Origin of the sequence: Halomonas sp. YLB-10, from assembly GCF_003856855.1 — a bacterium.
GTDB classification, from domain to species: domain Bacteria; phylum Pseudomonadota; class Gammaproteobacteria; order Pseudomonadales; family Halomonadaceae; genus Halomonas; species Halomonas litopenaei.
In genome coordinates this window covers 376,350-390,772 of the sequence record NZ_RRCU01000001.1, presented here as the reverse complement: position 1 = coordinate 390,772, position 14,423 = coordinate 376,350, and the positions used below count along the sequence as shown (strand labels likewise).

The 14,423-nt window shown below is 64.0% G+C and carries 12 protein-coding genes; 3 read left to right on the top strand and 9 right to left on the bottom strand.

Annotated elements, in window-relative coordinates; translation table 11 throughout:
* Window positions 1–2 precede the first annotated feature (2 nt).
* On the bottom strand, window positions 3–794 hold the full coding sequence (locus EBB56_RS01525; RefSeq protein ID WP_124802532.1) for a molecular chaperone: 792 nt from the start codon (window positions 792–794) through the stop codon (window positions 3–5).
* The gene (locus EBB56_RS01520) at window positions 791–1,333 is read right to left on the bottom strand and encodes a fimbrial protein (protein WP_124802530.1); all 543 of its coding nucleotides are present in this window, start codon (window positions 1,331–1,333) and stop codon (window positions 791–793) included. Before EBB56_RS01520 ends, EBB56_RS01525 begins: the two co-directional genes overlap by 4 nt.
* A 327-nt stretch (window positions 1,334–1,660) precedes the next feature.
* On the opposite strand from EBB56_RS01520, the gene EBB56_RS01515 reads away from it, so the two are divergent.
* Window positions 1,661–3,217 carry a phospholipase D family protein gene (locus EBB56_RS01515; protein WP_249743055.1) on the top strand — a complete coding sequence of 519 codons (1,557 nt, stop codon included), beginning with the start codon at window positions 1,661–1,663 and terminating at the stop codon, window positions 3,215–3,217.
* A 179-nt stretch (window positions 3,218–3,396) separates the two neighbouring features.
* On the opposite strand, the gene EBB56_RS01510 is transcribed toward EBB56_RS01515, so the two are convergent.
* The 5 genes from EBB56_RS01510 to EBB56_RS01490 form a co-directional block, all read right to left on the bottom strand.
* Complete coding sequence (locus EBB56_RS01510) at window positions 3,397–3,834, bottom strand: GFA family protein (RefSeq protein WP_045994383.1); 438 nt, start codon at window positions 3,832–3,834, stop codon at window positions 3,397–3,399.
* Between the two features lie 269 nt (window positions 3,835–4,103).
* A complete protein-coding gene (locus EBB56_RS01505) occupies window positions 4,104–4,583 on the bottom strand; it encodes a peroxiredoxin (RefSeq protein ID WP_108450219.1) in 480 nt (159 codons plus the stop codon).
* A gap of 64 nt (window positions 4,584–4,647) precedes the next feature.
* The gene (locus EBB56_RS01500; protein ID WP_045992600.1) at window positions 4,648–5,337 is read right to left on the bottom strand and encodes an SDR family oxidoreductase; all 690 of its coding nucleotides are present in this window, start codon (window positions 5,335–5,337) and stop codon (window positions 4,648–4,650) included.
* Between the two features lie 278 nt (window positions 5,338–5,615).
* Window positions 5,616–6,965 (bottom strand): MFS transporter, encoded by a 1,350-nt coding sequence (locus tag EBB56_RS01495; protein ID WP_045992599.1) that lies wholly within the window; start codon window positions 6,963–6,965, stop codon window positions 5,616–5,618.
* A gap of 484 nt (window positions 6,966–7,449) precedes the next feature.
* On the bottom strand, window positions 7,450–8,205 hold the full coding sequence (locus EBB56_RS01490; RefSeq protein ID WP_083970384.1) for a murein L,D-transpeptidase catalytic domain family protein: 756 nt from the start codon (window positions 8,203–8,205) through the stop codon (window positions 7,450–7,452).
* 215 nt (window positions 8,206–8,420) lie between these two features.
* On the opposite strand from EBB56_RS01490, the gene EBB56_RS01485 reads away from it, so the two are divergent.
* Window positions 8,421–10,127: a murein L,D-transpeptidase gene (locus EBB56_RS01485; RefSeq protein WP_260425263.1), complete on the top strand. Its 1,707-nt coding sequence runs from the start codon at window positions 8,421–8,423 to the stop codon at window positions 10,125–10,127.
* Between the two features lie 177 nt (window positions 10,128–10,304).
* The gene (locus EBB56_RS01480; RefSeq protein WP_124802528.1) at window positions 10,305–11,363 is read left to right on the top strand and encodes a spermidine/putrescine ABC transporter substrate-binding protein; all 1,059 of its coding nucleotides are present in this window, start codon (window positions 10,305–10,307) and stop codon (window positions 11,361–11,363) included.
* A gap of 118 nt (window positions 11,364–11,481) precedes the next feature.
* Here EBB56_RS01480 and EBB56_RS01475 read toward each other — a convergent pair whose 3' ends face one another.
* The gene (locus tag EBB56_RS01475) at window positions 11,482–13,821 is read right to left on the bottom strand and encodes a molybdopterin cofactor-binding domain-containing protein (RefSeq protein WP_124802526.1); all 2,340 of its coding nucleotides are present in this window, start codon (window positions 13,819–13,821) and stop codon (window positions 11,482–11,484) included.
* The gene (locus tag EBB56_RS01470; protein WP_124802524.1) at window positions 13,818–14,282 is read right to left on the bottom strand and encodes a (2Fe-2S)-binding protein; all 465 of its coding nucleotides are present in this window, start codon (window positions 14,280–14,282) and stop codon (window positions 13,818–13,820) included. Before EBB56_RS01470 ends, EBB56_RS01475 begins: the two co-directional genes overlap by 4 nt.
* Window positions 14,283–14,423 lie beyond the last annotated feature (141 nt).

Below are 14,423 nucleotides of genomic sequence, written 5' to 3'. Positions count from 1 at the left end.
GTTCATTCGGTGTCCGGGATGGCCTCGCGCACCACGACGGCGCCGTAGTCGTTGATCGCCCGGTACCACAGTGATGACCCTGGCGCAGGCCTCGTCTGCAGTGACCAGCTTGCCTCGCTGTGCGGAGCCAGCATGTCGAGGGAAAGATCATCGTGGTCGCTGAACTGCCGCCAGGCACCGCCGATCAACGACACGTGGTAGTTCGAGGGGTTGTCGCACACCAGGCGCAGGTCGGGGCCAGGCGCCAGATGCCACTGAAGATTGGCGATGGCGTCGCCGGGTTCACCGGCGAGGCCCGTCGGACGATAGAACAGTTTCAGGCGTGTCAGGATGCCTAGCTGCAGTCGGTTGGTGGTCCCCTGGGGTAGCGGTGGCACCTCCTTGATGTTGAGCCAGTAGAGCGACTCCTGGTCGGACCTTTCCACGTCGCGAATGCGCAGGATACGCAGGGTCTGACTCTCACCGGGGTCGAGACGGAATACCGATGGCGTCACCAGAAATGGCGACTCGGCGTCCCGCGCCGGGCGCCCTCCGGCGTGGCGGTCGGCCCAGGCCTGGACCAGCACCGGGACACTATCCTGGTTTTCCAGCCGGAGCGTCTGCTCCCGCTGGACCTCCTGATAGATGACGCGGGTGCCATTGATGGTGATGCTGGCCTCGGCCTTGTGGCCTGGCAACGCCGCGATCATGAGCGCAAGACACAGACTCAGACCCAGGCCGAGGGCGTGTATCACCAGTCGCTGCCACGCCCGCATGGCAAAGGGCGAAGCGCCGGGGCCTTCTATCGCGGTCATTGGTAGACAATCTCGATATTGCCGCTGGCCTTGACGGTGCCGGCGGTTACCGTGGCGGCGGTGGACTGGTACCAGGCGCTCAGGGAAATGACCGTCGTGTCATCGCCTGCCACGATGTCCACCGGCGGGGTGCTGTCGTTGTCGGCCGCCTTGACCCAATCGTCGTTGGCGTCGTAGACGGCGATCCCCACGTCCTTGGCAGTGCTGTCGCTGGTGAGCAGGAACAGCCCGGTGACCGGATCCACCTGGGTGTCATCTCCGGTAAAGCGCACCGAGACCTTGTTGCGGCCAGTGGTGCCGGCGGCGCATTTCAGCACGAGCTGGAAGGCCTTCTGGCCAGCTCGGGTGCCGGAGGCACCGAAGGCGCTGGTGGACACCTTGGGTAGCGTCACGGTAGTGGCCGCCGTCGGTATGGTGCAGTTGGCCGCGACGATTTCGCCGGTGAAACTGATGGTACCGTCGGCGGCCTGGGTCGAGGTGCCGGCAAGCAACAGAGCGACAAGGCTCAGCCGGGCGATGGAGAAGTGACGGACGGGCATCGTGGTTTCCTCTTGTTCGGGGCAGTCGGCTTTTCACGGCGGTGGAGAAGGCCTGCGTGAGGGGATCGGGGAAAGGCTATTAGAAAAAGTAAAATTAGATTTGACGTAAATCAGTGCAGCGACGAACGAAGGCTGCAAGCGCTCGTTGTGGTCAATATGGCGTTCGGGTGGCAACGGTGGCCGCGTGGGGGTGGCATCGAGAGGGCATTCGAGAGGTTGATCGAGGGGGCGGCCGAGGAGGCCGGCGATGAGAAAAAGCCTTGCGGTGGTTCTTCTGCAACTTCGCTATGCTGTAACGGCCAACCCAGCGACGAATGGAACTCTCGAATGCCCGTTATCGGAAAACCGCTGATGCTTGCCCTGTGGCTATCGGTGGCCGTGTTGTTAACTGGATGCAGCGGCCTGCCCTCCCTGGAAGGGCGTAGCCAGACACAGCATCTGACGCTGGAGCAGGCCCGCGACACGGCGCTCGGCGAGATGCTGGCACCCTATGTGGATGCCCATCCCGGCAAGAGTGGTATCCATACCCTGCGCAATCCCCACGACGCCTTTGCCGCACGACTGTTGCTGGCGGAAGCGGCAGAGCGGACCCTCGATGTCCAGTATTACATCTGGCACGACGACATCACCGGCTCGATGCTGTATCAGGCCATGCTGGACGCCGCCAATCGTGGCGTGCGCGTCCGCATGCTGCTCGATGACACCAACACTGCAGGGCTCGATGACAAGCTGGCAGCGCTGGATGCTCACCCCAATATCGAGATACGCCTGTTCAATCCCTTCGTGGTGCGCTCACCGCGGTTTATCGGCTACCTGACCGACTTCTCCCGGGCCAATCGGCGCATGCACAACAAGTCACTGACGGTGGACAACCAGGCCACCATCATCGGCGGGCGCAATATCGGCGACGAGTATTTCGGCGCCGGCGACAACGTGATGTTCGCCGATCTCGATGTCGTCGCCGTGGGGCCGGTGGTCGAGCAGGTCTCTGAAGACTTCGATCTGTACTGGGCCAGCCAGTCCTCCTACCCGGCCAGTCGGGTGCTCGACTCGGCGGGGCGCCAGGGGCTGGCACGCTTCGAGCAGGCCTCGGCGGAAATCGTCCGTACCCCTGATTCGCTGGAGTACCGGCAGGCGCTGGACGAAAGCCAGTTCATCGAGTCGATCGAGGACGGTAGCCTTGAGCTGGTCTGGGCAAACACCAGAATGGTCAGCGACGATCCGGCCAAGGGCCTGGGGCTGGCCGCCGATGAAGACCTGCTGACCGGACGCATACGTGGCCTGCTGGGGCCGCCCCGGGACAGCGTGCATCTGGTGTCGCCGTATTTTGTGCCGGTAGAGAAGGGCACTCGCATGTTCGCCGATCTAGAGGCGCGCGGCGTGGAGGTGACCATTCTGACCAACGCACTGGAGGCGACCGATGTGGCCGCGGTGCACGCCGGCTACGCCAAGCGGCGACGCGAGCTGTTGGAGGCTGGCGTCCGGTTGTTCGAGCTCAAGCGCGCGCCAGATGCGCCGGGGCGCAGCGAATCTGCCGGCCCCTTCGGCAGCTCGGGTGCCAGCCTGCACGCCAAGACCTTCGCCGTGGACGGCGATCGGCTGTTCGTCGGCTCGTTCAATTTCGACCCACGCTCGGCGCGACTGAATACCGAACTCGGCTTTATCATCGAGAGTCCGGAGCTCGCTCAGGAAATGCAGCGGGTGTTCAATACCGACGTGCTCGACAACGCCTACGAGGTCAAGCTGGACGAAGACGGCAGCATGATCTGGCTGGAGCGCACGCCGCAAGGGGTAGTGCAGTACGACGGCGAGCCCAACGTGGGCATCTTCCGCCGGGCGGCGGTAACCTTGATCTCGGTGCTGCCGGTGGAGTGGATGCTTTAGCGTCCCAAGCGGCAAGTGCCGAGATGCCAGGACAAGACTCGGCTCGACACGGCTCGATACAAAGACAGGACGGCCAGCATTGCGCTGGCCGTCCTGGTGTTATCTGGGGGAACAGGACGGGCTCTGACGCAAGTGGCGAAAGTCACCAACGCTGGCCAAGGGCCTGGCAGGAGCCAGTCTCAGGTGTCCTTGGAAAACGCCTCGAACAGTTCCTGGCCTGTCAGATTGCGGGTGTCGTTGCCGAAGTGGTACCAGTGGGGCTTCTCGTCGATGAAGATCTGGAGGTCGAACCGCCAGGCTTCTCCGCTGTCGATCAGGCCAACGGGCACCGAAGTGTGCTCGCCGTTCTTCAATCGGTAGAACAGGTGGGTGCCGCAGTGGCGACAGAAGGCACGCTCGGCCCAGTCGGACGATGAATAGAAGGTGACAGCCTCTTCGCCTTCGAGCGTCAGCTGACTGACCGACTCCAGTGCCAACAGCGGGCCGCCGCCCCAGGTTCGACACATCTGGCAGTGGCAGGCGCCGACGCTCTGCTGTTCAAGTGCTACCTTGAGTGTCACCGCACCGCACAGGCAGGTACCGCTCAAGCGCATGGCCTGGTCTGCTGTCGCGTTCATGGACCGTGCTCTCGTCAGTGGGGGCTACTCCCCAAGACTAGCAGAACTGTGCTGGATGACCGCCTTGAAGAAGGGGGGGAAGGCGGGGGCGTCAGCCCCCGCTTGCAGCTCCAGGCTTTATACGAAAAGCCGGCGAGCGATGGTTAGACAAGGCAAAAATCGGTGAGAAAGCGCAGTTTACGAGGAGTAAGTGAGCATGTTGACCGGGCTGGCGCACCAGCCGGTTTTTAACGCCGTATTACCGAGCGCAGGCACTTTTCGTACAAGCCTTAGAGCCTGGCCAGCACCGTCTCGGCACTGGACGCCTCGATCACGCCGCGTTCGGTGTCGACGCCCAGATACTCGACTACGCCGTCGTTGACGATCATCGCGTAGCGCAGGCTGCGCACGCCCATGCCTGCGGCACTGGCATCCTTGTCCATGCCGATGGCTCGGGTGAAATCGGCGTTACCGTCGGCCAGCATGGTGATCGCTTCGGCGTTCTGGTCCTTCTGCCAGGCGCCCATGACGAAGGCGTCGTTGACCGCCAGGCAGGCGACCGCGTCGGCCTTTTCCAGCAGCTTGTCGGCGTTGACCACGAAGCCGGGCATATGGGTGTTGGAACAGCCCGGAGTGAAGGCGCCGGGGACAGCGAACAGCACCACCTTGCGTCCTGAAAAGAAGGCGTCGGTGGTCAGTGACTCTGGACCCTTGTCGCCGTTGGTAAAGAGGGTCACGTCGGGCAGGCGTTCGCCGGTAGCAATGGTCATGAGGTCTCCATCTGGGTGTGGTGAAATCGCGTCGGTGATGGTGGTGTCCGAAGAGTGAAGACGCTCACTCTTCCAGCGGTGGCGTGGGACGCACCAGAATCTCGTTGACGTCGACATGGTGAGGCTGGGAGATGGCGTACATCACGGCGTTGGCGACGTCGCGATCTTCCAGAGCATGTTCCGGTGGTTCATCGAAGAAGGGGGTGTTGACCATGCCGGGCTCGATGAGCGTGACTCGGATCCCGCTGCCGCGCAGTTCCTCGCGCAGGTTGTAGCCGATGCCGGAGACCGCCCACTTGGTGGCACCGTACATGGAGCCGGGGATGGTGGTGCGCCCCGCTGCCGAGCCGGTCAGCAGGATGTGTCCGTGGCTACGCCTGAGCTCTGGCAGGCAGGCCTGGATGGTCAGCCCCAACCCGTACACGTTGGTCATCAGCATCGACTTCCAGCTTTCCGGGTCGGCCTCGCTGAAGCCGCCGGGAGAGCCACCACGTCCGGCGTTGGCGAACACCGCGTCGAGACGACCAAAGCGCTCGAGGGTCTCGTCCACCATGGTCTTCTGGGCCTCGATGTCGGTCACGTCGACGCCGACCGTCAGCACGTTCTCCGGTCCCAGCTCCTGAGCCAGGGCCTCGAGTCCGTCCTTCGAACGGGCCGCCAGGACGAGGTGATAGCCCTCTCGAGCGGCCGCCCTGGCCGTGGCGGCCCCGATGCCGCTTGACGCTCCGGTGATCAGCAACACTCGTTCTCGCATCGCTTCCTCCTGGTCTCTCGGTGACGGGGCTTGACGGGCTATCTCTGTATGATTGATTCAGCATGCTCGTCCATTGCCTTTGTTGCAATCCTTCGGGCGGCGTCTGCGACTTTCAAGGGGCATCTTTTCCCGGATATCGGGTAGCAGAAAAGGATGAGTCCTGTCGGATATTGGCGGACGGACCTGCACGGGAGGGGCTCGTCAGGCTGGGCCCGATACGAGAAGGCCCGGCAGGATGCCGGGCCCAGGTCGTCTTGCCAGGGGTCGCAACAGCGGACTCAGCGCAGCGACAGCGCGCCCCTTGTCTCGCCTGAGGCAGCCTGTTCGTAGGCGGCGGCTTCTTCGGCTTCGACCTCGGGGCTGAAGCGCACCAGCAGCGCGCACAGCGAGGCCAGGATCACCGCCGCGCCCAGGTAGAACAGCCCCTGCTGGTAGCTGATCGATTCGGAACGGAACAGGAATCCCGCCGCCACCGCACCGGCGTTGCCGCCGGCGCCGACGATACCGGCCACCGCGCCGAGGGCGCGACGGTTGATGAAGGGCACCACGCCGAAGGTGGCGCCTTCGGCCATTTGCACGAACAGACTGAACACCAGCATCAGGCCGATGGCCAGCGCCAGTACGTGCATCTGGGAGAAGAACATCAGTGCCACGCCCTCACACAGCATGGCGATGAACAGCCAGCGTACGCGACCCTTGAGCCCGGCGTTGCGGGCGAACAGGTCAGAGAAGACCCCGCCCATGGTGCGAGCGAACAGGTTCATCAGGCCGAACAGTCCGGCGATCATGCCGGCGGTGGCCAGGGTCAGGTCGAAGTTGTCGAAGAAGTAGATGGCGGCGATGTTGTTGATGGTGAGTTCGACGCCGAAACAGGCGGCATAGACCACAAACAGCGCCCACACGCGGATATCCCGGGCGGCGGCGCCGAAGGTGCTGGACATGGAGCCTTCGCCGGAGGCTTCCGGCAACTCGCCGCGTGCGCGCAGGTCCTTGAAGTTGCCGTCGGGCGCGTCCTGGGTGAAGCGGTAATAGCACAGACCGGCGATGAACATCACCACACCTGGGACCACCATGGCCAGGCGCCAGCCCAGGGTCTCGCTGACGCCCAGCATCAACAGGCCAGAAAAGATCAACGGCATCAGGATCTGGGTAGTGCCACCGCCCAGGTTGCCCCAGCCGGCGGAGGTGGCGTTGGCCGTACCCACCACATTGGGCGCGAACATCACCGAGGTGTGGTACTGGGTGATGACGAAGGAGGCGCCGATCGCGCCGATGGCCAGGCGGGCCATCAGAAAGGACTCGAAGCTGTCGGCGAAACCGATGCTCATCACCGGGATGGCGCCCAGGCACAGCAGCCAGGTGTAGGCCAGGCGCGGCCCGATGCGGTCACACAGGACGCCGATGGCCAGACGCACGATTACCGTGATGGCCACCGAGGCGATGATGGTGTTGCCGATCTGGGTCTTGGTCAGTCCGAGGTCATCTCTGACCACGGCCATCAATGGCGCGATGCCGAACCAGCCGAAGAAGCACAGGTGGAAGGCGAACCAGGAGAAGTGAAAGGCTCGCATCTGGGGAGTCGAGAAGGAAAACAGGCGAATCCTGTTGGCCTTGTTGCGCAGATTCATGAACACAGCCCTCGCTGGGTGGACGAACACTCGAACTTGTGTGGCCTTCGCCATTGAAGGTCGGGTCCGACGCACTCGTACCGCTGGGGCCTGGTCTACGTCTGGCTCTCGCTAACCACTACTAAGCAAGCGGGATGCCTGTTTTTATTGAAACCTCGTTATATCAACACCTTGTGGTTTTCATGCGGAATAGCACTTCAGCAGGATCGCATCATTGCGCTGCATCATTGTGCACTCGACACCGCCCCAGTGCGCCGACTTGGTGCCAAAGAGAGAAGGTAGAGGAGCGCAGCGAAGAGAGAAGGAGCAGGAAGAGAGAGAAGGAGCAGGAAGAGAGAAGGTAGAGGGAGAGAGAAGGGAGAGAACGAGAGAGGAGAACGACTCAAGAAGATGTGCGAACAGAACTGCGAACAAAAGAGAACAAGGAGGAGGCGTCACCCGTCGCTGGCGGGTGACGCCGATGCTGGAGCCTCAAGCGATGGACTCAGTCGTTGAGGGCCAGGCGCTCACTGCTGTTCGGACAGCGCAGAAAGGCCGAATTGTTGAGCCAACGCTGGTCCGGGTAGTAGGTGAACAGGTACTGATTGTCGCGAATGCTGTTGATCAAGGGTACCGCCACCTCGGTACGTACCGCCGGGCAGCCGTGGCTGCGGCCGATGCGTCCGGTACGGTCGATGAACTCCTGGCTGACGTAGTCCGCACCGTGCATCACGATGGCGCGATCGAAGGCGTTGTCGTTGACCCCCGGCTCAAGACCCTCGAGTCGCAGGGAATAGCCGTTGCTGCCTACATAGCTGTTCTTGGTGCGAAACAGTCCGATGCTCGACTGGTAGCTCTCGGGCACGTTGGAGAACAGCGTGGCCATGGCGTCGCCGGAGTTCTTGCCGTGGCTCACCCATTCGCGAAACATCAGCCTGGGCTGGCGCAGGTCGAAGACCCACAGGCGGCGTTCGGTTGAAGGCAGGGAAAAGTCGATGACCGCCAGGCGCTCGGCGCCGGGGTCGGCGCAGTTGAGCGCCCGTGCGGCCAGGCGCAGTACCCCCGGGTTGGCCTTGGGGGCGAGGCGGGCCAGGGTCTGTTCGAGCGATGTGGCTGACGGCGCATTCGCCCTGACGGATGTCCTGAGAAAGTCCTGAGCGAGAACAGGCGCCGCAAAAAAGGCACTTAGGGTCAATAATAAGAGGTAACGAAAAATCGAGAGACGAGGTGATGCATTGTCATGAGAGGAGCTTCGTGACATCTCTAGGCTTCCTGTCGGTGATGTCGCGGATACGCGAACAGGCGTTACGCAAGATCAAATAACGCGATACGCTAATACACAGAGCGGAGAAACATGATCTTCGCGCACGCTAGAAAAATCAGGTCGGCTCGGCGGAACCCGATACCGACGACTCTATTATGACAATACCGCCCAGGATGGCCAGTATTGACGTCATGTTGCAGGGAGTAGATGCCATGTTTAGCCCAAATGTTCTATTGCGACTCATGCCAAGGAGGGGCGTCGCTGTAGCGCTTTGTTATGGTCTGCTGGTAGCCCCGGTCTGGGGGGCAACGGCAAGCGACGGAGGCGACGTCAGTGGCGAGGTCGCCAACGGCCAGGGGCTTGCCAGCGATGCCAGCGTCGAGCAGAACCTTCAGGATCTCGACGGGGTCGTGCCGGGTCCCCTGGCCAACGAGTTGGTCGGCGCCTCCGAGATGGTACAGCGATTCTACAGTCTGCGTGGCCAGCGTCCGGTGTGGACCGACATGGGCCGCGTGGAGGCCCTGGCCGACGGACTCAAGACGCTCGAGGATGATGGGCTCTCACCCTCGGACTACGCGCCCGACGCGCTGCTTGGCCAGGCCAGAGGGGCCGATCTCGAGACCCCCGGAGGCTTCGAGCTCGAGGCCACCGAAACGCTGCTGACCGCCATGGCCCATCTGCAACGTGGCAAGGTCGATCCACACCGCATCGACAGTGACTGGGAGGTCGATATTGCGCCACCGACGTTCGACCTGGTGGCGTTGTCGCGTGCCCTGGACGACGGCGATGTCGAGGCTGCGCTGGCGCTGGCACGGCCTCCTTTCGAGCCGTATCGTCAGCTAAGGGCCGCCCTGGCACGCTATCGCAACATCGAACGTCTGGGGGGCTGGCCACTGCTGCCGAGTCGCGAGACGCCGCTGAGTCCCGGCGATCAGGACACCGACGTCGCGCTGTTGCGCCAGCGCCTGGCGATGATCGGTGAACTGGAAGTGATGTCCGCCGACACCGGCCACTACCCGCACGTTGAGCTCGAGGCCCCCGAAGCTGAGGTGTACGACAGCACCCTGGCCGAGGCGGTACGCCGTTTTCAGCGCCGCCACCTGCTCGCCGACGATGGGGTGGTCGGACCCAATACCCAGACCGCCCTCAATCTTCCGGTGGGCTTTCGCATCGATCAGATCCGCGCCAACCTGGAGCGTGCCCGCTGGCTGCTGCATGGCCTGCCGGAGTCTTTCGTGCTGGTCGATATCGCCGGTTATCGGCTCAGCTACTTCCGCCCCGACGGCGACGTCTGGCGCTCACGTATCGTCGTCGGCCAACCCTACCGGCGCACGCCGACATTGCGTTCGGAGATTACCCACCTGACCCTCAACCCCACCTGGACGGTGCCGCCCACGATCTATCGTGAGGACATTCTGCCTCGAGTGAAGCGCGATCCGGGGTATCTGGCCAGCCGTGACATGGTGGCGTTATCACCCTCCGGCAAGCGTGTTGATCCCTATTCGGTCAACTGGTCGAGCCCCGGCGGGGTGATGCTGCGGCAGGGGGCCGGGCCTCGCAACCCCTTGGGGAGGGTCGTGATCCGTTTTCCCAATGACCACCTGGTCTACCTGCACGACACCCCGTCGCGAGGGCTGTTCAACCGTACTCAGCGTGCGCTGAGCTCAGGCTGCATCCGCGTGGAAGGGGTGGCGGAGCTGGCCCAGCTGTTGTTCGACGACTCGGACACCTCCGCCAACGTCGGCCGCCTGATCAACGACGGCAAGACCCGCAACGTGGCTCTGGATCGGCGCATTCCGGTGGTGCTCAACTACTGGACGGTGCAACCCGAGACCGATGGCCACCTGGCCTTCCGTCCCGATATCTACGACCGCGACCAGGCGGTGGTAACGGCGCTGGATACCCCGGTCATCCTGTAACAGGCCTGGAGTATCCACGACGCCGCTCTTGCAAGCGGCGTCGTGCCTTGTGAGGGGGAGGGGCGGGCCTGTCAGTTTCGCGTTGTACAACGCTGTCTGGCTGGCGCATTATTTGCCTGCGAACCAAGCGCTTTTCAGACAAGATCAAACAACAACGACATGGAATGAGGCGAAGTCATGCAACGATGGATGGCGGTGGCAGCACTGGGCATGGTCAGTACCGGTGTCTGGGCGCAGGATGACGACAAGCTGTTTCTGTTCAACTGGACCGAGTACATGGACCCGGCGCTGGTCGAGGCCTTCGAGCAGGAGTTCGGGGTGGAGGTGGTGCAGAACTACTTCACCTCAAACGCCGAGATGTTCTCCAAGCTGGCCGCCGGTGGTGACGCTCAATACGACGTGGTGGTGCCCACCGACTACTACGTCACCCGGCTGATCGACGCCGGCCTGGTGAGGGAGCTCGACGACCCGCGCATCCAGCAGGGGCGAGAGGATCTGATGGAAGCCTTCCGTCAGCCGCCCTATGACCCCGTAGAGCGCTACAGCGTGCCCTACCTGTGGGGCGTTACCGGTATCGTCTACGACACCAACACCTTCGCCGAGCTGCCGCACTCCTGGAGCGTGCTGTTCGACCCCGAGATCAATCCCGACCAGCCCTTCGCGCTGCTGGGTGGCGATCCCCAGGTATCACTCGGCATGGCCTGCGCCTACCAGGGAGCTGGGTTCGACTGCGTCGGTCAGGAGGCCTGGATCAACGCCGCCAAGCTGGTCAGCCAGACCCTGGAGCGGGGCAACTTCACCGGCTTCGTCGACAGTACCGCGGCGGTGGAGCAGGTGGCACGAGGCGTCAGTGCAGTGGCGGTGACCTACAGCGGCGACGTGGACTACCGCAAGGCCGATTCCCCCGAGATCTATGGTGATCTGGCCTTCTTCGCCCCCGAGGAAGGCGCCCAGCTCGGCATGGATACCTTCGTGGTGCCGGCGAGAGCCCCCCATCCGCAGCTGGCCCAGGACTTCATCAGCTTCATGATGCGTCCGGAAAATGCCGCCAAGGCGGCGAACTATGCCTACTACAGAACACCCAATGAGGCTGCCCTGCCGATGGTCGACGAGGCGCTGCGAGAGGCCTCCAGGCTCGATCCCGAGACCAGCGGTCACCTGGTGACCACGCCGCTGATCGAGGGGGACTCGCTGACCATGCTGCAGCAGCTATGGACCGAGGTGCGCTCACGTTGAGGTAGCCGTCCGGTCAAGGAATGGCGGTAAAAAAGCGGCCAGGCGACCCTTTCAGGGTAGCCTGGCCGCTCGCTTTTGCGCGGACGTCACCGCGCAAGGGGGCTCACCTCGGTGGATGTCAGCCCTTCAGCTGGTTGCCCACCGGCAGCTCCCGGATGCGCTTGCCGGTGGCGGCGAAGATGGCGTTGGTCAGGGCCGGCGCCACCGGGGGAAGCCCTGGCTCACCCACGCCGCCCATCGGCGCATCGGGATTGTCTACCAGATGGACACGCACCTCACGCGGGGCGTTGGCCTGGCGTGGCAGCAGGTACTGGTGGAAGTTGTCCTGTTCGATGCGACCGCCGCTTGCGCTGATCTCGTTCAGCAGGCCGATGCCGATGCCCATCACCACCGAGCCCTCCATCTGGGCACGGATGCGCTCGGGGTTGACCCTGGGGCCGCAGTCGAAGGCCACGTCCGCCTGGTGGACGATCACACTGCCCTGATCGTTGACCTCCACGTCCAGCACGATGGCGGTGTAGGAGCAGAAGCTGTGATGCACCGCCAGGCCCTGGCCGCGGCCTTCGGGCAACGACTTGCCCCAGTCGGCTTCCTCGGTCGCCCGCTCGACGACGCCACGCAGGCGACCGACATCGATGGTATAGCGCTCCGGGTCCTCTCCATAGTTCCAGGTGGCGCCGACGGCCAGCGGGTCGATCTCGCGCGCCGGCCCCAGAAGTTCCAGCAGGTAGTCGCGATGATCGCGTCCGGCGGCTGCGGCGAGTTCGGCAACGAAGCTCTGGATGGCAAAGGCGTGGGGCAGGTTGACCACCGAGCGGAACCAGCCGATGCGCTTGTGTGCCGGGGCCTCGCCGTTTTCCAGCGATAGCGCGGGAATGTCGAAGGGCAGGGGCGTCAGGCCCATGCCGAGTTCGTAGGTCGCCTTGTACTTGGGGTCGTCCTGGAAGATCGACATGATGGTCGGCGCCAGGGTGCGATGACGCCAGCCCTGGACCTTGCCGTCGCTGCCAAGGCCGGCTTCCAGGCGGTCCACCGACAGCGCGTGGAAGTAGGTGTGGTGAAGGTCGTCCTCGCGGGTCCACTGAAGCTGCACCGGGCGGCCGTCGAGGGCGCGACTCAAGTGCGCCGCCTCCACCACGAAGTCAGGCTTGGCCTTGCGCCCGAAGCCGCCGCCCAGCAGCGTCTGGTTGACCTTGACGCTGGCGCCGTCGATGCCGAGCTGCTTGGCGACCTGGTCGCGGGCGCTCTGCGGGTCCTGCACCGGCGCCCAGGTCTCGGCACCGTCTGCGTTTACCCGGGCGATGGCCACCGGTGGTTCCATGGTGGCATGGGCCAGGTGAGGCATGTAGTAGGTGGCGCTGTGGCGGGACTCGGCGTCGGCCAGCGCTGCCTCGATATCGCCGCTGGCTCTGAGCACCTTGCCGGGGGAATCGGCGCGCTGCTCGAGCATCTCGCGGTAGCTTTCGGTGTCGTAGCCGGCGTTGGCGTCGAGCCCTTCGGTATTCCACTGGATCTTGAGCGCCTTGCGTCCTTCGATGGCCGCCCAGGTGTTGTCGGCGATCACCCCCACGCCGCCGAGCGGGTGGAAGGAAGACGGCTGGGAGGTGCCCTCGAGCCTGACGGTCTTGATCACCCCGGGAATCTTGAGCGTCTCGCTGTCATCGACGCTGGCGACGCTTGCACCCAGCACATCGGGGCGCGCGATCACCGCGTAGGCCATGTCCGGCAGGCGCATGTCGCCGCCGTAGATGGCCTTGCCGCTGACAATATCCTCACCGTCCACCGCCGGGGCGCGCTCGAGGTTGCCGGTATCACTGTCGTGGCTGGGGCCGAGGGACTTGCCGATCAGTCGCCATTCGCTTTCGGGCTTGAGTGTCAGCGAGTCTCGAGAGGGGATATCGAGCTCCCTGGCCGCCGCCGCCAGCTCGCCGAAGCCGAGTTCGCGCCCGCTAGGCGTGTGGACGATGACGTGGACGCCGGCCTGGCATTCGTCCACAGGTACGTCCCAGCGCTGGGCGGCGGCCTGTTCCAGCATCCGACGGGCCGACGCGGCGGCCCGCCGCATGGGATCGAACCAGTGGCGCATGCTGCGCGAGCCGTCGGTGTCCTGGTTGCCGTAGGTGTCGGAATCCCCCGGGGCCTGGGTAGCCTTGACCTTGCTCCAGTCGGCACCCAGCTCATCGGCGGCCACCATCACCAGGCTGGTGCGGATGCCCTGGCCCATCTCGGCGCGATGGTTGGTCACGGTGACGCTGCCGTCCTCGTCGATCTGGATGAACACGTTGGGATTGTCGACCCAGCCGTAGGCCATGCCGGCGGCGCCGTACTGCTTGTCCTCGGCGGCGGCGGCCAGGTCCCAGCGGGCGGCTACCACCAGCGCGCTGCCGGCGGCCAGTCCCTGGAGAAAGCGTCTGCGGCTGACGTTGGCCAGCAGCAGCGTATCGACGGTACGGTTCATGCCTGCTCCTCCTGTCCGGCTGCACGATGGATCGCGGTGCGGATCCGGTTGTAGGTGCCGCAGCGGCAGATGTTGCCCCCCATGGCGCTGGCGATGTCATCGTCGCTGGGGTTGGCGTTGTCCTTGAGGAAGGCGGTCGCGCTCATGATCTGGCCGGCCTGGCAGTAGCCGCACTGGGCCACGCCGACATCCAGCCATGCCTCCTGCACCTTGCTGCCGACAGCGTCGGTGGCCATGGCCTCGATGGTGGTCACGTGCTTGCCCGCAGCCGCCGCTACCGGCGTGACGCAGGAGCGCACGGCGGCGCCGTCCAGGTGAACAGTACAGGCGCCACACAGCCCCATGCCGCAGCCAAACTTGGTGCCGGTCAGATTTACCACATCGCGCAGCGCCCACAGCAGCGGCATCTGTTCGGGCACGTCCAGTTCATGCTGCTGGTCGTTGATCGTCAGGGTTATCACCGTTCACCTCCTGGTGCTTGTTGTTGTCGATGCGCTCTTTGTTGGCGCTGTGCTCTTTGTTGGCGCTGTGCTCTTTGTTGGCGCTGCGCTCTTTAGTGTCGATGCGCTTGCGATATCGCTGCGCTCTTCACTGGCGCTGCA

Excerpts from the sequence above, each read along its gene's own strand:
- EBB56_RS01520 (WP_124802530.1), bottom strand. The coding sequence starts at position 1,333 with ATGCCCGTCCGTCACTTCTCCATCGCCCGGCTGAGCCTTGTCGCTCTG.
- EBB56_RS01510 (WP_045994383.1), bottom strand. The coding sequence starts at position 3,834 with ATGAACGCGACAGCAGACCAGGCCATGCGCTTGAGCGGTACCTGCCTG.
- EBB56_RS01490 (WP_083970384.1), bottom strand. The coding sequence starts at position 8,205 with ATGTCACGAAGCTCCTCTCATGACAATGCATCACCTCGTCTCTCGATT.
- EBB56_RS01475 (WP_124802526.1), bottom strand. The coding sequence starts at position 13,821 with ATGAACCGTACCGTCGATACGCTGCTGCTGGCCAACGTCAGCCGCAGA.
- EBB56_RS01505 (WP_108450219.1), bottom strand. The coding sequence starts at position 4,583 with ATGACCATTGCTACCGGCGAACGCCTGCCCGACGTGACCCTCTTTACC.
- EBB56_RS01495 (WP_045992599.1), bottom strand. The coding sequence starts at position 6,965 with ATGAATCTGCGCAACAAGGCCAACAGGATTCGCCTGTTTTCCTTCTCG.
- EBB56_RS01515 (WP_249743055.1), top strand. The coding sequence starts at position 1,661 with ATGCCCGTTATCGGAAAACCGCTGATGCTTGCCCTGTGGCTATCGGTG.
- EBB56_RS01500 (WP_045992600.1), bottom strand. The coding sequence starts at position 5,337 with ATGCGAGAACGAGTGTTGCTGATCACCGGAGCGTCAAGCGGCATCGGG.
- EBB56_RS01485 (WP_260425263.1), top strand. The coding sequence starts at position 8,421 with ATGTTTAGCCCAAATGTTCTATTGCGACTCATGCCAAGGAGGGGCGTC.
- EBB56_RS01480 (WP_124802528.1), top strand. The coding sequence starts at position 10,305 with ATGCAACGATGGATGGCGGTGGCAGCACTGGGCATGGTCAGTACCGGT.
- EBB56_RS01525 (WP_124802532.1), bottom strand. The coding sequence starts at position 794 with ATGACCGCGATAGAAGGCCCCGGCGCTTCGCCCTTTGCCATGCGGGCG.